Genomic DNA, 22,322 nt, shown 5'->3' on the forward strand with positions numbered 1-22,322 from the left:
CCGGCGCGGGCGAGCGCGGGCGAGCGCGTCCGGCGCAGCCGCGCGATCGCCCGCTCAGCCCAGCCCATGCTCAGGGAAACCGCTGCGCTTGGCGATCGTGTCCAGCGCCAACAGCGTTTCCAACAGCGCCTCCATCCTGTCCAGCGGCCAGGCGTTGGGGCCGTCGGAGAGCGCCTTGGACGGATCCGGATGGGTCTCGGCGAACACCCCGGCCACGCCCACCGCCACCGCCGCGCGCGCCAGCACCGGCACGAACTCGCGCTGGCCGCCGGAACTGCCGCCCTGCCCGCCCGGCAGTTGCACCGAGTGGGTGGCGTCGAACACCACCGGACAGCCGGTTTCGCGCATCACGCTCAGCGAGCGCATGTCGCTGACCAGGTTGTTGTAGCCGAAGCTGGCGCCGCGCTCGCAGACCATGATCTGCTCGTTGCCGGTGGACTTGGCCTTGTCGACCACCGGCTTCATGTCCCACGGCGACAGGAACTGGCCCTTCTTGATGTTGACCGGCTTGCCGGCGGCGCAGACGTTCTTGATGAAGTCGGTCTGCCGCACCAGGAACGCCGGGGTCTGCAGCACGTCGACCACCGCCGCCACTTCGTGCATCGGCGTGTACTCGTGCACGTCGGTGAGCACCGGCACGCCGATCTGCCGCTTCACCGCTTCCAGCACCTTCAGCCCCTGTTCCAGGCCGGGGCCGCGAAAGCTGGTGCCGGAGGTGCGGTTGGCCTTGTCGAAACTGGACTTGAAGATGAAATTGATCCCCAGCTTGCCGGCGATCTCCTTGAGCCTGCCGGCCACGTCCAGCTGCAACTGCATCGACTCGATCACGCATGGGCCGGCGATCAGGAACAGCGGCTGGTCCAGGCCGACGTCGAAGCCACACAGTTTCATAAGGTCACCTATCGTTTGGCCCCTCTCCGGGCGGAGAGGGTTGGGATGCGGATACGGGCCACGCCACGCTGGGATGAGCGCACGCCACTTCGCCCGTTCCCTCATCCGGCGCGCCGCCTTCTCCCTGGGGAGATCAATCAGGCACGCGCCTGTTTCAGCAGTTTGCCGCCGGCCTTGCGCTCGCGCGCGGCGCGCACGAAACCGATGAACAGTGGATGGCCGTCGCGCGGCGTGGACAGGAACTCCGGATGCGCCTGACAAGCCAGGAACCACGGATGGGTCGCGCGCGGCAACTCGACCATCTCCACCAGCGTGTCGTCCATCGACTTGGCGGAAATCACCAGGCCGGCGTCCTCGAGCTGGGTACGGTAGCGGTTGTTGAATTCGTAGCGATGGCGGTGGCGTTCCGCCACCACGTCCTTGGCGTACATCTCGCGCGCCAGCGTGCCCGGCTTGAGCCGCTGTTCCTGCAGGCCCAGGCGCATGGTGCCGCCGAGGTCGGACTTCTCGTCGCGCTTCTCCACATCGCCGCTGGCGGTGCGCCACTCGGTGATCAGGCCGATCACCGGATACGGCGACTGCCGATCGTTCTCGGTGCTGTTGGCGCCGTCCAGGCCGGCGACATGGCGCGCATAGTCGACCACCGCCGCCTGCATGCCGTAGCAGATGCCGAAGTACGGCACGCGGTGCTCGCGCGCATAGCGCGAGGTCAGCACCTTGCCTTCGAAGCCGCGGTCGCCGAAGCCGCCGGGCACCAGGATGCCGTCCACGTCGGCCAGCGCCGACAGGTCGCTGCCCTCCAGTTCCTGCGCTTCCAGCCACTTCAGGGTGACCCGGGTGCGCTGGCGCAGGCCGCCGTGCTTGAGCGCCTCGCCGACCGACTTGTACGCGTCCTGGTGGTCCACGTACTTGCCGACCACGGCAATGGTGACCTCGTCGAGCGGATGCTTGGTGGCGTCGACCACCGCTTCCCATTCGGACAGGTTGGCCGAGCCGACCTTGTCGCGCAGCTTGAACTGGTCGATGACGATCTCGTCCAGGCCCTGCCGGTGCAGTTCCAGCGGCATGCCGTAGAGCACGTCGATGTCGGCGGCGCTGATCACCGCGCGCTCGGAGACGTTGGTGAACAGCGCGATCTTGCGCCGCTCCGAATCCGGGATCGCCTGCTCGGAACGGCACAGCAGTACGTCCGGCTGGATGCCGATCGAGCGCAGCTCCTTGACAGAATGCTGGGTCGGCTTGGTCTTGAGCTCGCCGGCGGCGGCGATGTACGGCACCAGGGTCAGGTGCATGAACATGGCGCGTTCGGCGCCGCGTTCGGTACGCACCTGGCGGATCGCCTCTAGGAACGGCAGCGACTCGATGTCGCCGACGGTGCCGCCGATCTCCACCAGCGCCACGTCGAACCCGGCGGTGGCCTCGTCCACGCAGCGGCGGATCTCGTCGGTGATGTGCGGGATCACCTGCACGGTGGCGCCGAGATAGTCGCCGCGGCGCTCCTTGCGGATCACGTTCTCGTAGATGCGGCCGGTGGTGACCGAGTTCTTGCGCGACAGGCGGGTGCGCACGAAGCGCTCGTAGTGGCCCAGGTCCAGGTCGGTCTCGGCGCCGTCGTCGGTGACGTAGACCTCACCGTGCTGGAACGGGCTCATCGTGCCCGGGTCGACGTTGATGTAGGGGTCCAGCTTCATCATCGTGACCGACAGGCCACGTGCCTCGAGGATGGACGCGAGCGAAGCGGCGGCGATGCCCTTGCCAAGCGAGGACACCACGCCGCCGGTGACGAAGATCAGGGGGGTCATGGCTCTAAGGCCTCCCGGAAAGCCATAGTTTAACGGGTGAAGCCGATTTGCCCAAGCGCTTTCGGAGCGATGACCGCACAAACGAAGACGCCCCGGCGGCAGCCAGGGCGTCGCAGAGCGAAACGGGCGCGCGCGCTCAGGGCTTGCGCGCTTCCTCTTCTTCCTCTTTCTTCGGCGTGGCCGCGTCCTTGCCGGCCTTGTACTCGGCGGCCGCGGCCGCGGCCGCGCGACGCTTGGCCTTGGCCTCGGCCTCGGCCTTCTCCTTCGCGACCTGCGCCTCGTAGGCGGCCGCGCCGGAAGCGGCCGGGTCGGCGCTCTGCGCCTGGGCCATCGCGACCGGGATGGCCACCGCGGCGGCGACCAGCGCGGCCAGGGTCAACAGCTTGCGAACGTTCATGGCGTACTCCTGCGTGAGGCTGCAACGACAATGGGGATGCCGTCGCGGTTTTTCCAGTGCAAGGCTAGCGCGCCGCCCCGGCACCGGCCCTGAACACCGGCGACGTGCAAAAAGCCGCCGCAGACCGCACACTTCCGGATCTGCTTCGCGCCACCTGTTGAGACGCATGAATACCCGCTACAACGCCGCCGACATCGAAGTTCTCTCTGGCCTGGACCCGGTCAAGCGCCGGCCCGGCATGTACACCGACACCGCACGCCCCAACCACCTGGCGCAGGAAGTCATCGACAACGCCGTCGACGAGGCGCTGGCCGGCCACGCCCGGCACATCGAGGTGACCCTGTTCAAGGACGGCAGTTGCGAAGTGGCCGACGACGGCCGCGGCATGCCGGTGGACATCCATCCGGAGGAGAAGATCTCCGGCGTCGAACTGATCCTGACCCGGCTGCACGCCGGCGGCAAGTTCAACGACCGCAACTACACCTTCAGCGGCGGCCTGCACGGCGTCGGCGTCAGCGTGGTCAACGCGCTGTCGAAGAAGGTGGATCTGTTCATCAAGCGCGACGGCAACGAATACCGCATGCAGTTCGCTGATGGCCATGCCGCCTCCAAGCTGGAGATCGTCGGCAGCGTCGGCAAGAAGAACACCGGCACGCGGCTGCGCTTCTGGGCGGATCCGAAGTATTTCGACACGCCCAAGTTCGGCGTGCGTGCGCTGCGCCACCTGCTGCGCGCCAAGGCGGTGCTGTGCCCCGGCCTGACGGTGAAGCTGCACGACGAGGCCACCGGCGAGCAGGACACTTGGTATTTCGAGGACGGTCTGCGCGACTATCTGAAGGGCGAGCTGGTCGAACGCGAACTGCTGCCGGCGGACCTGTTCGTCGGCAGCCTGAAGAAAGACCGCGAGATCGTCGACTGGGCGGTGGCCTGGGTCGTGGATGGCGAACTGGTGCAGGAAAGCTACGTCAACCTGATCCCGACCGCGCAGCACGGCACCCACGTCAACGGCCTGCGCAGCGGCTTCACCGACGCGCTGCGCGAGTTCTGCGATTTCCGCAACCTGTTGCCGCGCGGGGTCAAGCTGGCGCCGGAAGACGTGTGGGACCGCGTCGCCTTCGTGCTGTCGCTGAAGATGACCGACCCGCAGTTCAGCGGCCAGACCAAGGAACGCCTGTCCTCGCGCCAGGCCGCCGGCTTCATCGAAGGCGCCGCGCACGACGCCTTCAGCCTGTGGCTGAACCAGAACGTGGAGACCGGCACGCGCATCGCGCAGATCGCGATCGACCGCGCCAGCGCCCGGCTGAAGACCGAAAAGCAGATCACCCGCAAGAAGGTCACCTCCGGCCCGGCCCTGCCCGGCAAGCTGGCCGACTGCATCAGCCAGGACCTGTCGCGCACCGAACTGTTCCTGGTGGAAGGCGACTCGGCCGGCGGCAGCGCCAAGCAGGCGCGCGACAAGGACTTCCAAGCGATCCTGCCGTTGCGCGGCAAGATCCTCAACACCTGGGAAGTGGCCTCCGGCAGCGTGCTGGCCTCCGAGGAAGTGCACAACCTGGCGATCGCGATCGGCTGCGACCCCGGCAAGGACGACATCACCGGGCTGCGCTACGGCAAGGTGGTGATCCTGGCCGACGCCGACTCCGACGGCCTGCACATCGCCACCCTGCTGACCGCGCTGTTCCTGCGCCACTTCCCGGCGCTGGTCCGGGCCGGCCACGTGTTCGTGGCGATGCCGCCGCTGTTCCGCGTGGACGTGGGCAAGCAGGTGTTCTACGCGCTGGACGAGGAAGAGAAGCGCTCGCTGCTGGAGAAGATCGCGCGCGAGAAGCTCAAGGGCCAGCTCAGCGTGACCCGCTTCAAGGGCCTGGGCGAAATGAACCCGCAGCAGCTGCGCGAATCCACCATCCACCCGGACACGCGGCGGCTGGTGCAGCTGACCGTCGACGAAGGCGACCAGACCCGTTCGCTGATGGACATGCTGCTGGCCAAGAAGCGCGCCGGCGACCGCAAGCAGTGGCTGGAGACCAAGGGCGACCTGGCTTCGCTGGAGGTCTGAGACCGCCGGCAGTGGGATTGGGCTTGCTGAAGTGCTCTGGCATCCCGCCCCGCAGCGGCGCGTTCGCGTAGCCAAGCCGATGAACAGACGTCCGCGCCAGACATTGGGCTGGGCCAGGCCAGCGGCGGTGATGGAACAGGAAATCCTCGGCTTCAAATCACATGCTGCACTTGATTCTTGAGACCGCCCTTCTCCAATCTGCTGAACAATGGGAGATCCGCGAAGCGGATCTGGATTTCCTGTTCGCTGCGACCCGCGGATGAAGGGGTTTGCTCCCCCATTCTGAAGCAAGCAACTCTCGATCTTCTCTTCGGGATGGGTTCCACTCGATGACATCATTTGGATGCGAGAAGGATGCCGATGGCCGTGAGAGAAAGATCGGCCACTCCCGCATCTGGTTGCTCAATTTCAGAGCTATCGCATTTGGGTGGACGCCGAGGGCTTGGCCAATGTGGTGGCAGTGACCATGACCGGCTCGATCGCCTCATTTGGCACAGGCCCCTTCTCGCCAATGCGAGCCAGAAGCGACCGCAGTGCGAACTGGGCCTGCTTGGCGGCTGCCTGGTCGACGGTTGCCGCAAGCTGACCGTGACTCACTGCGGCCAGAGCCACGGGGGTGGCGTCGCATCCAACAAGTGCGATACCAAGCTGATTGCGACCAGAAATCTGCAAAGCATCGAGAGCGCCCATCGCCATCTCGTCGTTGGCAGCCAGGATCACCTGGGGCATCTTCTCAAGCGGGGTCGCCTCGACGAATTGCTGCATGACCTTGACAGCCTCGGCGCGGTGCCAATTCCCGGGCTTTTCCAGCACGACCGGATACTGATCGCCGTGCGCAGACAGCACCTCGTGCATTCCCTGAACGCGCTTGATCGAAGCGGCGTGGTCAAGAGGCCCGCTGAGAATCGCGACACGCGCGCCTGACGGGTAGCGCCCTACCACCCATTCCCCCATCATCTTGCCGATCATCAAGTCGTCACCATGGACGAAACCTGCGCGCTCAAGCTTGTTGTCGGTCGGCGGCGACAGCACATTGACCGGAATGCCATCGTCCAGCAATGCCTGGATGCGCGGAAACACCGTCTCGTTCTGGGGAAACGTCAGCACGCCGTCCACTTTCTGAACACGCGCGCTTTCTAAATCAACCATTTGTTTTTCAGGGTTGTTGAAGCCATCCACGACCATGAGCCTGACGCCGAGCTTGTCGGCCTCGTCACGGAGACCTTCCACCAGGGCCTTTTCGTACGGCTCGGACATGTCTCGCATGGAGACGACCACTCGCGTTCGGTCATGGTTACCGCAACCGGCCAACGCCAACGCCAATGCAATGGCAGCCATCAATTTTGAGAAAGAACGTGAATATTTCACTGGGGCAAATCCTGAAAAAAGAAATCAAGCATTGAAGAGCCGGTCCTGTCTGAATGCTTAGGGATAGTCTGATCAACGCGGTCGGAGGATGAGGCAAGCCATATCGACCACGCCCACGGCGCTCAGACCCTCGGTTTTTCGCCGTTTCCGGCGCATTTCCGGGGTATTTCCCGGATTACAGGCACACCCTCCCCACGACAGGCAGCAACTGCTTTCGCTTCAGCCACAGGTTCGACAGCGCAAACAGCGTCAGCACTTGCGCCGTGTTCTTCGCCAGGCCGCGATAGCGCACCTTGACGTAGCCAAACTGGCGCTTGATCACCCGGAACGGATGCTCCACCTTCGCCCTCAGGCTGGCCTTGGCGTGCTCCCAGCGCTGTGCCCACTTCAATTCGCGCTTGCTCTTGATCTGCTTCAGCTTCGAGGGCTTCTCCGCGATCAGATAGCGCAGCTTGCGCTTGCTCGCCATCTCCTCGCGCTTGGCCAGCCCGGTGTAGCCGCTGTCGCCGCATACCGTGTCTTCCTTGCCGTGCAGCAGCTTGTGCGCCTGGGTGATATCTGCGGCGTTGGCCGCCGTGCATTCCAAGTGGTGCACCAGCCCGGACTCATCGTCCACGCCGATGTGCGCTTTCATCCCGAAGTAGTACTGATTGCCCTTCTTGGTCTGGTGCATTTCCGGGTCGCGCTCGCCGTTCTTGTTCTTGGTCGAGCTGGGCGCGGCAATGATCGTGGCGTCCACGATGGTGCCGCCGCGCAGGCTCTGGCCCTTGCGCGATAGGTGCGCGTTGACCCGGTTGAACAGCGTGCGCGCCAGATCGTGCGTCTCCAGCAACCGGCGGAAGTTGAGGATCGTGGTCTCGTCCGGCACCTCATCCAACCCGCCGATCCTGGCGAAACGGCGCATCGACGCCGTGTCGTACAAGGCTTCTTCCGCGCCCGGGTCGCTCAGTGCGTACCACTGCTGCAGAAAGTGGATGCGCAGCATTGTCTCCAGCGGGTACGGCTGACGGCCCGGATGGCCCGACTTCGGATAGTGCGGCGCGATCAGCGCCAGCAGGTCTTTCCACGGCACCACCTGATCCATCTCGGCCAGCAACCTTTCGCGCCGCGTCTGCTTGCGCTTGCCGTTGTACTCCGCGTCGCCGAAAGACAATTGCATCGTCGTTGTCCTGTTGGGCTTTGTACGATTGTCGCAGGATCAGAGGGAGTTGTTCAGACCATCCTTAGGGATAGTCTGATCAACGCGGTCGGAGGATGAGGCAAGCCATATCGACCACGCCCACGGCGCTCAGACCCTCGGTTTTTCGCCGTTTCCGGCGCATTTCCGGGGTATTTCCCGGATTACAGGCACACCCTCCCCACGACAGGCAGCAACTGCTTTCGCTTCAGCCACAGGTTCGACAGCGCAAACAGCGTCAGCACTTGCGCCGTGTTCTTCGCCAGGCCGCGATAGCGCACCTTGACGTAGCCAAACTGGCGCTTGATCACCCGGAACGGATGCTCCACCTTCGCCCTCAGGCTGGCCTTGGCGTGCTCCCAGCGCTGTGCCCACTTCAATTCGCGCTTGCTCTTGATCTGCTTCAGCTTCGAGGGCTTCTCCGCGATCAGATAGCGCAGCTTGCGCTTGCTCGCCATCTCCTCGCGCTTGGCCAGCCCGGTGTAGCCGCTGTCGCCGCATACCGTGTCTTCCTTGCCGTGCAGCAGCTTGTGCGCCTGGGTGATATCTGCGGCGTTGGCCGCCGTGCATTCCAAGTGGTGCACCAGCCCGGACTCATCGTCCACGCCGATGTGCGCTTTCATCCCGAAGTAGTACTGATTGCCCTTCTTGGTCTGGTGCATTTCCGGGTCGCGCTCGCCGTTCTTGTTCTTGGTCGAGCTGGGCGCGGCAATGATCGTGGCGTCCACGATGGTGCCGCCGCGCAGGCTCTGGCCCTTGCGCGATAGGTGCGCGTTGACCCGGTTGAACAGCGTGCGCGCCAGATCGTGCGTCTCCAGCAACCGGCGGAAGTTGAGGATCGTGGTCTCGTCCGGCACCTCATCCAACCCGCCGATCCTGGCGAAACGGCGCATCGACGCCGTGTCGTACAAGGCTTCTTCCGCGCCCGGGTCGCTCAGTGCGTACCACTGCTGCAGAAAGTGGATGCGCAGCATTGTCTCCAGCGGGTACGGCTGACGGCCCGGATGGCCCGACTTCGGATAGTGCGGCGCGATCAGCGCCAGCAGGTCTTTCCACGGCACCACCTGATCCATCTCGGCCAGCAACCTTTCGCGCCGCGTCTGCTTGCGCTTGCCGTTGTACTCCGCGTCGCCGAAAGACAATTGCATCGTCGTTGTCCTGTTGGGCTTTGTACGATTGTCGCAGGATCAGAGGGAGTTGTTCAGACCATCCTTAGAGCGTGTTATGAACTTTGAGTCGATCCGGCTATCGTAGCGGGATGCAGAGCAAACGCCCATATCCGACCGACATTTCCGACGAAGAGTGGGCGTTCGCAGCGCCTTACCTGAGCCTGATGACCGAGCACGCTCCGCAGCGCAAGTACGAGCTGCGGGCAATGTTCAATGCGCTGCGCTGGATGGCACGTGCTGGAGCGCCATGGCGCCTTTTGCCCAAGGACTTCCCGCCATGGGAAGCGGTCTACCAACAGACACAACGCTGGCTGCAGGCGGGCTGCTTTGAAGCCATGGTCAACGACCTGCGTTCCATCCTGCGTGTTGCCCAAGGCAGACATGGCCAACCCAGTGCTGTCATCCTGGACGGGCGGACGCTGCAATCCACCTGCGAGAGCGGCACACGTGCAGGCTACGACGGCTATAAGCGCAAGAAGGGCAGCAAGGTGCATATGGCGGTGGACACGCTCGGATATTTGCTTGCAGTGCAAGTCACACCTGCCGACGAGCAAGAACGCGCTCAGGTGCGCTCGCTGGCGCAAGAGGTGCAACATGTCACGGGCGATACGGTAAAACTGGCGTTCGTGGATCAAGGCTACACCGGGCAGGAGCCGGCGCAAGCCGCGCAGGCAGAAGGAATCGAACTGCACGTGGTGAAACTTCCCGAAGCCAAGAAAGGATTCGTCTTGCTTCCTCGGCGCTGGGTCGTCGAACGCAGCTTCGGCTGGGTCAACCGATTCCGACGATTGGCACGCGACTATGAGCGCTTGCCGGAAACCTTGGCTGGCTTGCACTTCGTCGTCTTCACCGTGCTCATGCTCAGCAACGCCGCTACCATCCTTCAAAGTTCATAACACGCTCTAGGCACTGGCGCAGTCCAGCCGAAACCGGCGCACAGACACCATCAGATTGGCCGCTTGCTCCTCCATGGAGCGCGCAGCGGCGGTCGCTTCCTCCACCAGCGCGGCATTTTGCTGCGTAGCCTCGTCCATCTGGGTCACGGTGTGATTGACCTGCTCGATACCCGCCGATTGCTCCTGGGAAGCTCCCGATATCTCGCCCATGATCGCAGTCACGCGCTGCACGCTGGTCACGATTTCGCCCATGGTCTGGCCTGCGGTATGCACCAGCGAAGAACCCTCGGCGACCTTTTCGACTGAATCGTCGATCAGGCTCTTGATTTCCTTGGCTGCACCGGCTGAACGCTGGGCCAGGGAACGCACCTCGGAAGCAACGACGGCGAAACCGCGCCCTTGCTCGCCGGCGCGTGCGGCCTCTACCGCCGCATTGAGCGCGAGAATATTGGTCTGGAAGGCGATGCCGTCGATCACCGAGATGATCTCGGCAATCTTTTTCGACGACGCCTCGATCCCCGTCATCGTGGTGACGACCTTACCAACCACGTCTCCTCCGCGCGAAGCGACATCGGCCGCACCCATGGCCAACTGATTGGCCTGGCGCGCGTGTTCGGCGTTCTGTTTGACGGTGGCGGTCAGTTCCTCCATCGAGGCGGCGGTCTCTTCGAGGTTGGCGGCTTGCTGCTCGGTGCGCTGGGAAAGATCTTCGTTGCCCGATGCGATCTCGCCGGCAGCGGTATCGATGGCCAGACCGGCCGCGCCGATCTGGGTGATCAGGGCGGCCAACGCCTCGACCGTGGTGTTGAAACTGCTCTGCATCTGCGCCAAGCGGCCGGCATATTCGCCGTGCATACGCACGGTCAGGTCTCCATCGGACAATGCCGAGAGGGCCGTGCCCAACGCGCCAGTGGCATGGTCGTTGGCGTTCATCAATTGATTGAGGCTATCGACCATTGCACGGAACTCGAACTGATAGGCCTCGGCATTTCCGCGCACGGAGAAATCCCCGGCGACGCCTGCCTGGACCAAGCGCTGGATTTCGCCATTGACCCCACTCATGTTGCACTTGACAGTGTCCATCGAGGCCGTGACCTGCGCCAATTGACCAGGCAGCTTGTCCATGTCGCGCGAAAGATCTCCGATCGCATATCGGCCGACCAGTTCCATGACCATATGGTTGACTCGGATGTGACCATCGACCAAATCGTTGAGATCATTGACGAGCCTTCCGAAGCCACCAGGGAATCGCGCGGCGTCGATGCGATAGTCGACGACCCCCTGCCGATGCTGGTTCGCCATTTCCACCTGTGCCGAAGAAAATTCACCGAGCACCTTGGACATGCGCTGCATCGCCAGCAATACGCGGCCCGTCTCATCGTGGCTGTGCACGACGATGGCACGATCCAGGTCGCCCTGGGCGATGGCTGTGGCAAAATCCGCAGCGCGGCCCAACGGGCGCGCGACGGCTCCCGACAACAGTCCGCCGACCACTAGCGACAGGATCACGGTGACAGCGGTGCCAATGACGATCCAAAGCACATAGCTATGGAAACGCAAAGTTGTGTTGATGATCGTTTGCTGCAACCCGATGGTGTGTTGGTCGACGGCCGCCTTCAATGAATCGGCAAGCGCGCTCTGCACCTGCGCCGCTTCGCTTTCAAGCTCCTGAGCGCCGCTGGTGTCGCCGGCATCCACGAGGGAGATGATTCGATCACCCAGCGAAAAGTAGCGCTGTGCGCTCGTTTGGACCGGTTCATACAGCTTGCGTGTCTGCGCGTCGCGGATCAGGGTCTGATAAAGCACATCGGAACCAAGATAACGGTTCCGCATTGCATAAATCTGCTGTTGATAGCGCAGGCGCGTGGGAAGCTGATCGGCATAAAGCATGCTGAGTTCTGCAGCGTGAATGCCTGAGGCAGCCGACTGCATGATCATTAGGGATGGTCTGAACAACTCCCTCTGATCCTGCGACAATCGTACAAAGCCCAACAGGACAACGACGATGCAATTGTCTTTCGGCGACGCGGAGTACAACGGCAAGCGCAAGCAGACGCGGCGCGAAAGGTTGCTGGCCGAGATGGATCAGGTGGTGCCGTGGAAAGACCTGCTGGCGCTGATCGCGCCGCACTATCCGAAGTCGGGCCATCCGGGCCGTCAGCCGTACCCGCTGGAGACAATGCTGCGCATCCACTTTCTGCAGCAGTGGTACGCACTGAGCGACCCGGGCGCGGAAGAAGCCTTGTACGACACGGCGTCGATGCGCCGTTTCGCCAGGATCGGCGGGTTGGATGAGGTGCCGGACGAGACCACGATCCTCAACTTCCGCCGGTTGCTGGAGACGCACGATCTGGCGCGCACGCTGTTCAACCGGGTCAACGCGCACCTATCGCGCAAGGGCCAGAGCCTGCGCGGCGGCACCATCGTGGACGCCACGATCATTGCCGCGCCCAGCTCGACCAAGAACAAGAACGGCGAGCGCGACCCGGAAATGCACCAGACCAAGAAGGGCAATCAGTACTACTTCGGGATGAAAGCGCACATCGGCGTGGACGATGAGTCCGGGCTGGTGCACCACTTGGAATGCACGGCGGCCAACGCCGCAGATATCACCCAGGCGCACAAGCTGCTGCACGGCAAGGAAGACACGGTATGCGGCGACAGCGGCTACACCGGGCTGGCCAAGCGCGAGGAGATGGCGAGCAAGCGCAAGCTGCGCTATCTGATCGCGGAGAAGCCCTCGAAGCTGAAGCAGATCAAGAGCAAGCGCGAATTGAAGTGGGCACAGCGCTGGGAGCACGCCAAGGCCAGCCTGAGGGCGAAGGTGGAGCATCCGTTCCGGGTGATCAAGCGCCAGTTTGGCTACGTCAAGGTGCGCTATCGCGGCCTGGCGAAGAACACGGCGCAAGTGCTGACGCTGTTTGCGCTGTCGAACCTGTGGCTGAAGCGAAAGCAGTTGCTGCCTGTCGTGGGGAGGGTGTGCCTGTAATCCGGGAAATACCCCGGAAATGCGCCGGAAACGGCGAAAAACCGAGGGTCTGAGCGCCGTGGGCGTGGTCGATATGGCTTGCCTCATCCTCCGACCGCGTTGATCAGACTATCCTTAGGGACTGAATCGACGGCAACGATGAATTGCTGAAATCGAGCATCAGGTTTTTGCCGTCATTCAGCCGCCAAACCGCGAATGCCCCCAACGCCGCCGCCAAAAAGCAGCACAAGGAGAAGCCGGAGAGAATTTTGTAGAGAATGGAAAGATCCGCAAAGCGCAGGCGGCGGGTCGGGGACATGCTTGTTGTCCAATTCGATGTTATTGAGAGCACGCTCGCACAGCGGCTGGCGTGAGGTTGGCACTCCTTGGCAATCATTTATCGACACTACCGCAGCACACTTGAGGCGTGGTCGCGACGAGTGCGGCGGCTGAAGCTGAACAATAAATGATCATCCCGGTAGTCGAAGCCGAGCGGCAACCGGTCGATTCAGCCTTGACTTCGACGGAATTTTCGTCACTGCCGGTTCCGAAAGCCGTGTATGGAAGAAGAAACCAAGCGCTGGACCGCCCAGCGCAAGTCGGCGCTGGTCCTGGAACGTCATCCAGCGCAAGACCACGGCGACGGCGGCCAGTCGCCGGCTCGACCTGGCGCCGTTAGAGATCGGAAGTTGGGTCGAGGATGGCGAGCGCGGTATAGAGACTGCCCTGCGCGCCAAACCTGGGAACGTGCGGGCAGCACGAGCGGCAGATCAGGACCGGCGATCATCCCGCCGAATTTGCCGCGCCACGGGCGGTACGCCCCTCGCTGAAGCAGTCGTGGCGGCGGCACCGGTCCTCCACCGCCACACCGGCTCCGGTCTTCACGTGGCAAGCCGATGCTCTGCTCTTCCCCATAACGCTTCTTCACGTCCAATCTTCTTGTCATTGAGGATTGGACCACTCCAAACCGGTGCGCTATTCGATCTCGGGGGGACCTCGCCCGGATGCAGCGCCGCGGCCAGCAGCAGGAGCGCGCCAAATCCGCACACCACCCGCTTGCCGGTCCTTGCGGATATGTCCCCCATCGCGCCTGCACACCGTGCGCCGCCTAGGCCGCCGACGCAGCGCTGGGCGCAGCGCTGCACTACACTGTGCCGATGTCGCCCGATACCCCCGCTCCGCACCCGCGCCCGTCCCTGCAACGGCTGTTCTTCACCGGCCTGCTGACCCTGTTGCCGATCTGGCTGACCTGGGTCGTGGTCAAGTTCGTGTTCGTGCTGCTGTCGGGCATCAGCAGCCCGTGGGTGGTGCCGCTGTCGGCGCGCATCGCCGCCTCGTTCCCGCACGAACTGGGCTGGGCCACCGCGCTGTGGGTGCAGAACACCATCGCGCTGATCGCCACGCTGGCGGTGATCCTGCTGGTCGGCATCCTCAGCCGGCGCGTGGTCGGGCAGCGGCTGCTGCGCTGGTTCGAGGCGGTCATGCGCCGCATCCCGCTGGCCAGCGTGGTCTACGACAGCGCGCGCAAGCTGCTGGACATCCTGCAGACCCAGCCCGGCAGCACCCAGCGCGTGGTGCTGATCGACTTCCCGCACCGCGACATGAAATCGGTCGGCCTGGTGACGCGGGTGATCAGGGAACAGGGCAGCGGCCGCGAACTGGCCGCAGTGTACGTGCCGACCACGCCAAACCCGACCTCGGGCTACCTGGAGATCGTGCCGGTGGAATTGCTGACCCCGACCGACTGGAGCGTGGACCAGGCGATGAGCTTCATCATCTCCGGCGGCGCGGTGGCGCCGGACAGCGTGCCGTTCACCCGCACCATGGACCGCTGAGGGAAGGCCCATGCGCAACGGCACGCTCGACGATCGCCCCGTTCGCCTGTTCATCGGCCTGGCCGCGTTCTTCTGCGTCAATGCCGCGCTGGCCGAATTCATCGGGGTCAAGATCTTCGCGCTGGAAGACACCCTCGGCATCGCGCCGCTGAACTGGAACCTGTTCGGCCAGAACGGCTCGATGAACTTCACCGCCGGCACGCTGTTGTGGCCGCTGGTGTTCATCCTTACCGACACCATCAACGAGTTCTTCGGCCGCCGCGGGGTGCGCTTCATCTCCTGGCTGGCGGTGGCGCTGATCGGCTACGGTTTCCTGTTCGCGTTCGCCGCGATCGCGCTGGCGCCGGCCGGGTTCTGGGTCGGCGCGGCACAGGCGCAGGGCGTGCCGGACTACCAGGCCGCGTTCGCGGCGGTGTTCGGGCAAGGGCTGTGGACCATCGCCGGCTCGCTGGTGGCGTTCCTGGCCGGGCAGCTGATCGACGTGGCGGTGTTCCACCGCATCCGCAGCGCCACCGGCGAAAAGCACGTGTGGCTGCGCGCCACCGGCTCCACCGCGGTGTCGCAGCTGATCGACAGCTTCGTGGTCATCTACATCGCCTTCGTGCTCGGCCCGCAGCACTGGCCGATCCCCCTGTTCCTGACGGTGAGCACGCTCAACTACCTCTGCAAAATGCTGCTGGCAGTGCTGCTGATCCCGCTGCTGTACCTGATGCGGCGGTTGATCACGCACTACCTGAGCCCCGCACGCGCCGCGCAACTGCGCCAGGAAGCCGCGGCCGACTGAGCCTGCGGGGAAACGCCGCAGACACCCGTCCGGCCCGGGCGCGCGTCGGCCGCGGGCGGCGGCGGTCATCGCGGCGCCGGCAGTTTCCTGACTGCGCGCCCGGCAATGGGTGGCCTCCACGGTGCGGATCGGGCAAGCTCCCGGGCTCGCTTGTCGTTGGAGCCTGCAATGCCCTTCCGCTTTCCCCGCCTGCTGTCGCTCGCCATCGCCGCCGTCCTGAGCCTGTCGCTGGCCGCACCGGCGGACGCAGCCAAGAAGAAGAAGACCACCAAGCAGCAGACCGCGCAGACCCACGCCAAGACCAAGAAGGCCAGGAAGGCGCAGCCGGCACCGGCGCCGGTGGTGCACAGCAAGGCCGAACAGCTCAATCGCCTGTACGACGACTACTGGGAAGCGTCGCTGAAGCTGAACCCGCTGCAGGCCACGTTCCAGGGCGACAGCCGCTACAACGACCAGTTGCCGAACTTCCTGTCGGCCGCGTTCCGCCAGCAATCGCACGCGTTCACGGTGCAATGGCTGGGCAAGGCCGAAGCGATCGGCAACGACGGGCTCTCCGGGCAGGACCTGCTGAGCTACGAGATCTTCGTCGGCGACGCGCGCAATGCGCTGGAGGCGGAGAAGTACCCGAGCTGGATGCAGCCGGTGAACCAGTTCTACAACGTCGGCAGCATCATGGTGATGCTCGGCTCGGGCACTGGCGCACAGCCGTTCCACACGGTCAAGGACTACGACAACTGGTCGCGGCGCGCGCTCGGCATCCCCGCCCTGTTCGACCAGGCCATCGCCAACATGCGCCAAGGCATGAAGGCCGGCGTGGTGCAGCCGCGTGCGCTGATGGAGAAGGTGCTGCCGCAGCTGGACGCGATCATCAAGCCAAGCGCCGAGGAAAGCCTGTTCTGGGGCCCGGTGCGCAACCTGCCCGCAGACATGCCGGAGACCGACAAACAGCGCATCGCCGCCGACTACAAGCGCATGATCGACTACCGGATCATGCCGGCCTACCGCGCGCTGCGCGGTTTCATCGCCACCGAATACCTGCCGGCCACGCGCAGCACCGCCGGCATCGGCGCGCTGCCAGGCGGCGACGCCTGGTACGCCTACAACGTGCGCCAGAGCACCACCACCGACCTGAGCCCGGCGCAGATCCACCAGATCGGCCTGGACGAGGTCGCGCGCATCCAGGCGCAGATCCGGGGGGTGATGAAGCAGGTGAAGTTCCGCGGCTCAATGCCGAAGTTCTTCAAGTTCATGCAGACCGACAAGCGCTTCACCTTCAAGAGCCAGGACGCACTGCTGAGCTACTACCGCGGCCTGGAGGCGCAGGTGGACGCGGCGGTGCCGCGCCTGTTCGCGCTGAAGCCGAAGGCGGCGTTCGAGATCCGCCCGGTGGAGCCGTACCGCGCACAGTCGGCCGCCGACGGTTCGTACATGCGGCCCAGCGAGGACGGCGCGCGCCCGGGCATTTTCTACGTCAACACCTACGACCTGCCCAGCCGCAAGACCTGGGATGCGGAGGACCTGTACCTGCACGAGGCCATTCCCGGCCATCACTTCCAGCTCGGCCTGCAGCAGGAACTGAGCAACCTGCCCAAGTTCCGCCGTCTCGGCGGCGAGACCGCCTACATCGAAGGCTGGGGCCTGTACGCCGAATCGCTGGGCAAGGACCTGGGCCTGTACCAGAATCCGTACAACTACTTCGGCTACCTGCAGAACGAGCTGTGGCGCGCGATCCGCCTGGTGGTGGATACCGGCCTGCACAGCAAGGGCTGGAGCCGGGAGCAGGCGATCGCCTACATGCTCGAGAACTCCGCCGCCAGCCGCACCGAGGCCGAGGCCGAGACCGAGCGCTACATGGCCATCCCCGGCCAGGCGCTGTCCTACAAGATCGGCGAGATGAAGATCCTGCAGCTGCGCGACTACGCGCGCGCGCAGCTCGGCGGCAAGTTCGACATCCGCGCGTTCCATGTCGAGGTCCTGAAGGACGGCTCGGTGCCGCTGGACGTGCTGCAGCACAAGATCGAGCGCTGGGTGGCGAGCAAGAAAGGCTGAGCGCAACGGCGCTACACCCGTGGAAGGGGTTCTGGGTGGCCTCGGGCCATCAATCCCGACGCCTTCCATAAAGCCTCGGGGCCGATGGCCCGAGGCCATCCAGAGCCCTCCTGCGCGGCATTGCCGACGCGGAACCGGATCAAACGGCGTGCGGCGCATCCAACGCCAGACGCTGCGCCAACAGCGCGATATCGCGCGGCGTGGTGCGGCAACAGCCGCCGATCAAGCGCGCACCGGCGCCGCGCCAGGCATCCAGACGATCGGCCACAGTGCAGGCAGCGGCAGCGCCGCCGTCCCAGCGCTTGCCGGCAGCGTCGTAGCGTTCGCCGGAATTGGGATACGCCAGCAGCGGCAGCGCGGTCAGCGCCCCAGCTGCCGCAGCGCTGCGGTGCACAGCGCCGGCGCGATGCAGTTGACGTCGAGCGCGACGACTTGCGGATGGCCGTCGAGCAAGGCCAGCCGCCCGGAAGCCTGCGGCCTGCGCCACCTGGCGTTGCGCGTGGACGACCTGGACGCCGCCGTCGCCCACCTGAGGCGCACGGCGTGGCGACCGAGCCGATCCGCCTCGACGAATGCACCCGGCGCCGTTTCACCTTCTTCGCCGACCCGGACGCGCTGCCGCTGGAACTTTACCAGACCGGCTGAGCGGGACCATGCCCGCGCAGGTCCGACTGGACTTCCTATCCCTGTGCAGTCGCATCTGCCGCCGCGCAGAAGGCGGCCAGGAGCGCAACAGCTATGCAGCTTCAGCCGCGTTGCGACCGCCCAACCCGGCGCCGGCGACTGCTGAACCGCCGGCGGCCAGCGATTCCCAGCACCATACGCTTGGGTATACAGTCGGCCTCAGGCCGGCATCGCGCCGACCGCACTGCACACACCCTGGGAGGGGACATATGCGCACCATCTTCAAGACCGTGATGCTGGCCCTGCCGCTGAGCGTGGCCGCGTTCGTCGCGCAGGCGGCCGACACCTCGCCGGTCGGCCGCTGGCAAACCATCGATGACGAGACCGGCAAGCCCAAGTCCATCGTGCAGATCGAGCAGGCCGGCAACGGCACGCTCAGCGGCAAGGTGATCGAGATCCTGCAATCGGACAAGGGCCCCAACCCGCTGTGCGAGAAGTGCGACGGCACACAGCAGGGCAAGCCGATCAAGGGCATGACCATCCTGTGGGGGCTGAAGCCGGACGGGACCGCAGTGTGGAGCGACGGCTCGGTGCTGGATCCGGCCAAGGGCAAGACCTACAAGGCCAAGGTGACCCTCACCGACGGCGGCAAGAAGCTGCAGATGCGCGGCTACATCGGCATCGAGGCGCTGGGGCGGACGCAGACGTGGATCAGGGAGTAGTGGAGTCGGGACTGGGGACCCGGAACAGCCGGCTGAAGCAGGCGTTGGCGACAACGCTTGCTTCCAAAGTCAGGAAAGGCGCCGCGAGGCGCCTTTCCTGACTCCCGACTCCACGACTAATGCGATAATCGCGATCCCCCTGGATCGCCGTTCCCCATGACCCGCACCGCACTCGTCACCACCGCCCTGCCCTACGCCAACGGCCCGCTGCACCTGGGCCACCTGGTCGGCTATATCCAGGCCGACATCTGGGTGCGCGCGCGGCGGCTGCGCGGCGACCGCACCTGGTTCGTGTGCGCCGACGATACCCATGGCACGCCGATCATGCTCGCCGCGGAGAAGGCCGGGGTCACCCCGGAGCACTTCATCGCCCACATCCAGGCCAGCCACGAGCGCGATTTCGCCGCCTTCGGGGTGGCCTTCGACCATTATGACTCGACCAACTCGGCCGCCAACCGCGCGCTGACCGAGGCGTTCTACGCCAAACTCGACGCCGACGGCCACATCGCGCGGCGCTCGGTGGCGCAGTTCTACGATCCGGCCAAGGGCATGTTCCTGCCCGACCGCTACATCAAGGGCATCTGTCCCAACTGCGGCAGCGCCGACCAGTACGGCGACAACTGCGAGGTGTGCGGCGCCACCTACGCACCGACCGAGCTGAAGGAGCCGACGTCGGTGATCTCCGGCGCCACCCCGGAACTGCGCGACTCGGAGCACTTCTTCTTCGAAGTGGGGCGTTTCGACGGCTTCCTGCGGCAGTGGCTGGCCGGCGACGTGGCGCTGCCCGGGGTCAAGGCCAAGCTGTTGGAGTGGCTGGACAGCGAGGGCGGGTTGCGCGCCTGGGACATCTCGCGCGATGCGCCGTACTTCGGCTTCGAGATCCCCGGCCAGCCGGGCAAGTATTTCTACGTGTGGCTGGACGCGCCGATCGGCTACCTGAGCAGCTTCCAGACGCTGTGCGCTAGCCTGGGCGAAGCGTTCGAACCGCATCTGGCCGCCGGCACCGACACCGAGCTGCACCATTTCATCGGCAAGGACATCGTCAACTTCCACGGCCTGTTCTGGCCGGCGGTGCTGCACGGCACCGGCCACCGCGCGCCGACCCGGCTGCACGTCAACGGCTACCTGATGGTCGACGGCGCCAAGATGTCCAAGTCGCGCGGCACCTTCGTGATGGCGCGCACCTATCTCGACGTGGGCCTGGAGCCGGAAGCGCTGCGCTACTACTTCGCCGCCAAGTCCTCCGGCGGGGTCGACGATCTGGACTTGAACCTGGGCGACTTCGTGGCGCGGGTCAATGCCGACCTGGTCGGCAAGTTCGTCAACCTGGCCAGCCGCTGCGCCGGTTTCATCGACAAGCGCTTCGGCGGCCGGCTCGCCGACGCGCTGCCGGACCCGGCGCAGTACGCGCGCTTCGTCGCGGCGTTGGCGCCGATCCGCGAGGCCTATGAGCGCAACGACGCGGCCAGCGCCATCCGCCAGACCATGCTCCTGGCCGACGAGGCCAACAAGTACATCGATGCGCACAAGCCGTGGGCGATCGCCAAGCAGGACGGTGCCGATGCGCCGCTGCAGGCGGTGTGCACGCAAGGCCTCAACCTGTTCCGGGTGCTGGCCGGCGCGCTGAAGCCGGTGCTGCCGCGCACCAGCGCCGAGGCCGAGGCGTTCCTGTCCGCGCCGCTGGCGGCCTGGGACGACCTCGACGCGCCGCTGCTGGCGCACGTCGTCCAGTCCTACACCCCCCTGTTCACCCGAATCGACCCCAAACTGATCGACGCCATGACCGACGCTTCCAAGGACACCCTCGCCCCCACGCCCGCCGCCAAGCCGGCGCCGGCCAAGACCGACACGAAGACGGCTGCCGCCACTGCTCAATCCCCACTCCCGAATCCCGGCGTCGTCGGCATCGACGATTTCGCCAGGCTCGATCTGCGCATCGGCAAGGTGCTGGCGTGCGAATTCGTCGAGGGCTCGGACAAGCTGCTGCGCTTCGAACTGGACGCCGGCGAACTGGGCAGGCGACAGATCTTCTCCGGCATCCGCGGCAGCTACGCCGAGCCGGAGAAGCTGGTCGGCCGCAACGTGGTGTTCATCGCCAACCTGGCGCCGCGCAAGATGCGTTTCGGCCTTAGCGAAGGCATGATCCTGTCGGCCGGCTTCGACGGCGGCGCGCTGGCGCTGCTCGACGCCGACGGCGGCGCACAGCCAGGCATGCCGGTGCGCTGAAGGCCGGGAATCGGGAGTCGGGATTGGGGAGTGGTTGCAGGGGTTCCCTTGCTCGATCCGCTCCATGGCCTGCCTGTGTGAATCCCCAATGCCCCATCCCGGCTCCCTGGCCCTGTTCGACTTCGACCATACGGTCACCACCGGCGACAGCTATTCGCGCTTCCTGCGACGCGTCGCCACGCCGCAGCAGCTGGCGCGGGCGAAGTGGTCGGTGGGAGCGTGGCTGGCCGGGTACCGGCTGGGTTTGGTCCCGGCGCGGGCGATCCGGCGGCGGGTCACGCACGTGGCGTTCGCCGGGCGCGCGGCCGCGGAGATCGCCGCGCAGGCAGATGCCTATGCGCGCCAGGTGCTGCCGACGCTGCTGCGGCCCGAGATGATGCAGCGCATCGCCTGGCACCATGCGCAAGGCCACCGCATCGCGCTCGTGTCCGGATCGCTGGACCTGTATCTGCAGCCCTGGTGCGACGAACACGGGCTGGAGCTGATCTGCAACCGGCTCGAGCAGCGAGCCGGGCGCCTGACCGGCCGCTACGCCGACGGCGACTGCGGCCCGCACAAGGCGCGGCTGGTCCGCGCGCGCTACGATGTGGCGGCCTATCCGCGTGTCTACGCCTATGGCGACAGCCGCGAAGACCGGCCGATGCTGGCGCTGGCCCACGAACGCTGGTACCGCGGACGCCGCGTCGCCTGAGCCGGCGACGCTGGACGCCGTAGCGACCGCGCACGCGGTGCGACCCCCACCCACAACGAATATGACCGCCATGCCCCACGCACCGCCTTCCGCCCCGCCAGCGCACGCGCCGCGGCCCCGCGACCGCAGCGCCGCCATCGCCTTGTCGATCGTGGCGGTGTTGCTGATCGCCTGCGCCGGGGCCGGCGTGGGCCTCTGGCGTATGTACGACAACAACGTCAAGCACAGCGACGACGCCTCGGTCGCCACGCCGCAGGCGATGGCCGGCAGCGTGCCGCATGCGCGGGACGGAATCGTCGTGGTCGCCCGCTTCAAGCTGGACGACCTGGCTGCGATCCGCGTTGGGCAGGCGGCGCGGGTCAGGCTGCAGGGAGCGCCGGGGCAGGTATGGCCCGGCCGCGTCCAGGCGGTCGGCGCCGAGCACGGGCAGGATACCGGCAGCGCCGGCAACGTCGTGGGGGTCGTGCAGCGCCGGCCCGTGCGCATCGCCGTCGATGCCCCACCCAGGCAGCGCGCCCTGTTCCGGCCTGGCGTGGCGGCGCGGGTGGAGATCGATATCCGTTCCGGGCCCTGATCGAGCGGCGGCCCGACCGATCCGCCCCCTGGGGCCGCGCCATCCCTCCCCGCACCGCCTGCGGCGAGGCCAGCCGATCCGCGCGCTACAATG

At 65.5% G+C, this 22,322-nt stretch carries 19 protein-coding genes and 2 pseudogenes; 12 read left to right on the forward strand and 9 right to left on the reverse strand.

The window, feature by feature from the left end:
• Positions 1–54: 54 nt before the first annotated feature.
• The 3 genes from kdsA to G4Q83_RS11675 form a co-directional block, all read right to left on the reverse strand.
• Positions 55–891, reverse strand: a complete 837-nt coding sequence (gene kdsA / locus G4Q83_RS11665; protein WP_128421029.1) for a 3-deoxy-8-phosphooctulonate synthase — start codon at positions 889–891, stop codon at positions 55–57.
• 137 nt (positions 892–1,028) lie between these two features.
• Entirely contained in the window at positions 1,029–2,693 is a 1,665-nt protein-coding gene (gene pyrG, locus G4Q83_RS11670) for a CTP synthase (RefSeq protein WP_128421030.1), read from the reverse strand.
• 136 nt (positions 2,694–2,829) lie between these two features.
• Positions 2,830–3,090: a hypothetical protein gene (locus G4Q83_RS11675; RefSeq protein ID WP_128421031.1), complete on the reverse strand. Its 261-nt coding sequence runs from the start codon at positions 3,088–3,090 to the stop codon at positions 2,830–2,832.
• Positions 3,091–3,256: 166 nt separating this feature from the next.
• On the opposite strand from G4Q83_RS11675, the gene parE reads away from it, so the two are divergent.
• Positions 3,257–5,146, forward strand: coding sequence for a DNA topoisomerase IV subunit B (gene parE / locus G4Q83_RS11680; RefSeq protein ID WP_128421032.1), 1,890 nt, complete (start codon positions 3,257–3,259; stop codon positions 5,144–5,146).
• A gap of 414 nt (positions 5,147–5,560) precedes the next feature.
• Here parE and G4Q83_RS11685 read toward each other — a convergent pair whose 3' ends face one another.
• Positions 5,561–6,403: a substrate-binding domain-containing protein gene (locus G4Q83_RS11685; protein ID WP_221893082.1), complete on the reverse strand. Its 843-nt coding sequence runs from the start codon at positions 6,401–6,403 to the stop codon at positions 5,561–5,563.
• Between the two features lie 7 nt (positions 6,404–6,410).
• On the opposite strand from G4Q83_RS11685, the gene G4Q83_RS22620 reads away from it, so the two are divergent.
• A complete protein-coding gene (locus tag G4Q83_RS22620) occupies positions 6,411–6,575 on the forward strand; it encodes a hypothetical protein (RefSeq protein ID WP_221893083.1) in 165 nt (54 codons plus the stop codon).
• A gap of 114 nt (positions 6,576–6,689) precedes the next feature.
• On the opposite strand, the gene G4Q83_RS11690 is transcribed toward G4Q83_RS22620, so the two are convergent.
• Positions 6,690–7,673: an IS5 family transposase gene (locus tag G4Q83_RS11690; RefSeq protein WP_185817191.1), complete on the reverse strand. Its 984-nt coding sequence runs from the start codon at positions 7,671–7,673 to the stop codon at positions 6,690–6,692.
• Positions 7,674–7,855: 182 nt separating this feature from the next.
• The gene (locus tag G4Q83_RS11695) at positions 7,856–8,839 is read right to left on the reverse strand and encodes an IS5 family transposase (protein ID WP_185817191.1); all 984 of its coding nucleotides are present in this window, start codon (positions 8,837–8,839) and stop codon (positions 7,856–7,858) included.
• Between the two features lie 110 nt (positions 8,840–8,949).
• Between G4Q83_RS11695 and G4Q83_RS11700 the strand changes: the two genes are divergently transcribed.
• Positions 8,950–9,756: an IS5 family transposase gene (locus G4Q83_RS11700; protein ID WP_185817193.1), complete on the forward strand. Its 807-nt coding sequence runs from the start codon at positions 8,950–8,952 to the stop codon at positions 9,754–9,756.
• 6 nt (positions 9,757–9,762) lie between these two features.
• Here G4Q83_RS11700 and G4Q83_RS11705 read toward each other — a convergent pair whose 3' ends face one another.
• Positions 9,763–11,646, reverse strand: a complete 1,884-nt coding sequence (locus G4Q83_RS11705; RefSeq protein WP_281401953.1) for a methyl-accepting chemotaxis protein — start codon at positions 11,644–11,646, stop codon at positions 9,763–9,765.
• 115 nt (positions 11,647–11,761) lie between these two features.
• Between G4Q83_RS11705 and G4Q83_RS11710 the strand changes: the two genes are divergently transcribed.
• Complete coding sequence (locus G4Q83_RS11710; protein ID WP_185817191.1) at positions 11,762–12,745, forward strand: IS5 family transposase; 984 nt, start codon at positions 11,762–11,764, stop codon at positions 12,743–12,745.
• Positions 12,746–12,848: 103 nt separating this feature from the next.
• Here the strand turns inward: G4Q83_RS11710 and G4Q83_RS11715 are convergent, their stop codons facing one another.
• Positions 12,849–13,043, reverse strand: a complete 195-nt coding sequence (locus G4Q83_RS11715; RefSeq protein ID WP_128421550.1) for a hypothetical protein — start codon at positions 13,041–13,043, stop codon at positions 12,849–12,851.
• A gap of 838 nt (positions 13,044–13,881) precedes the next feature.
• On the opposite strand from G4Q83_RS11715, the gene G4Q83_RS11720 reads away from it, so the two are divergent.
• The 3 genes from G4Q83_RS11720 to G4Q83_RS11730 all read left to right on the forward strand — a co-directional run bounded on the left by G4Q83_RS11720 (position 13,882) and on the right by G4Q83_RS11730 (position 17,392).
• A complete protein-coding gene (locus G4Q83_RS11720; RefSeq protein ID WP_128421549.1) occupies positions 13,882–14,559 on the forward strand; it encodes a DUF502 domain-containing protein in 678 nt (225 codons plus the stop codon).
• A 10-nt stretch (positions 14,560–14,569) separates the two neighbouring features.
• On the forward strand, positions 14,570–15,343 hold the full coding sequence (locus G4Q83_RS11725) for a queuosine precursor transporter (RefSeq protein WP_128421548.1): 774 nt from the start codon (positions 14,570–14,572) through the stop codon (positions 15,341–15,343).
• Between the two features lie 168 nt (positions 15,344–15,511).
• Entirely contained in the window at positions 15,512–17,392 is a 1,881-nt protein-coding gene (locus G4Q83_RS11730) for a DUF885 domain-containing protein (RefSeq protein WP_128421547.1), read from the forward strand.
• 139 nt (positions 17,393–17,531) lie between these two features.
• Here G4Q83_RS11730 and G4Q83_RS23340 read toward each other — a convergent pair.
• Positions 17,532–17,842 (reverse strand): annotated as a pseudogene (locus G4Q83_RS23340) (homocysteine S-methyltransferase family protein); the annotation flags it as partial.
• Positions 17,843–17,846: 4 nt separating this feature from the next.
• Between G4Q83_RS23340 and G4Q83_RS23345 the strand changes: the two are divergent.
• From G4Q83_RS23345 to G4Q83_RS11755, 5 genes and pseudogenes are all read left to right on the forward strand, one after another.
• A pseudogene (locus tag G4Q83_RS23345) lies at positions 17,847–18,037 on the forward strand (VOC family protein); the annotation flags it as partial.
• Between the two features lie 248 nt (positions 18,038–18,285).
• Positions 18,286–18,738, forward strand: a complete 453-nt coding sequence (locus G4Q83_RS11740) for a DUF2147 domain-containing protein (RefSeq protein ID WP_128421546.1) — start codon at positions 18,286–18,288, stop codon at positions 18,736–18,738.
• A 156-nt stretch (positions 18,739–18,894) separates the two neighbouring features.
• Positions 18,895–20,964: a methionine--tRNA ligase gene (gene metG / locus G4Q83_RS11745; protein WP_128421545.1), complete on the forward strand. Its 2,070-nt coding sequence runs from the start codon at positions 18,895–18,897 to the stop codon at positions 20,962–20,964.
• Between the two features lie 88 nt (positions 20,965–21,052).
• A complete protein-coding gene (locus tag G4Q83_RS11750; RefSeq protein ID WP_128421544.1) occupies positions 21,053–21,655 on the forward strand; it encodes an HAD family hydrolase in 603 nt (200 codons plus the stop codon).
• Between the two features lie 61 nt (positions 21,656–21,716).
• The gene (locus G4Q83_RS11755) at positions 21,717–22,229 is read left to right on the forward strand and encodes an HlyD family secretion protein (RefSeq protein ID WP_221893084.1); all 513 of its coding nucleotides are present in this window, start codon (positions 21,717–21,719) and stop codon (positions 22,227–22,229) included.
• The last annotated feature ends 93 nt before the right edge of the window (positions 22,230–22,322 follow it).

The organism is Xanthomonas theicola, assembly GCF_014236795.1.
GTDB lineage: Bacteria > Pseudomonadota > Gammaproteobacteria > Xanthomonadales > Xanthomonadaceae > Xanthomonas_A > Xanthomonas_A theicola.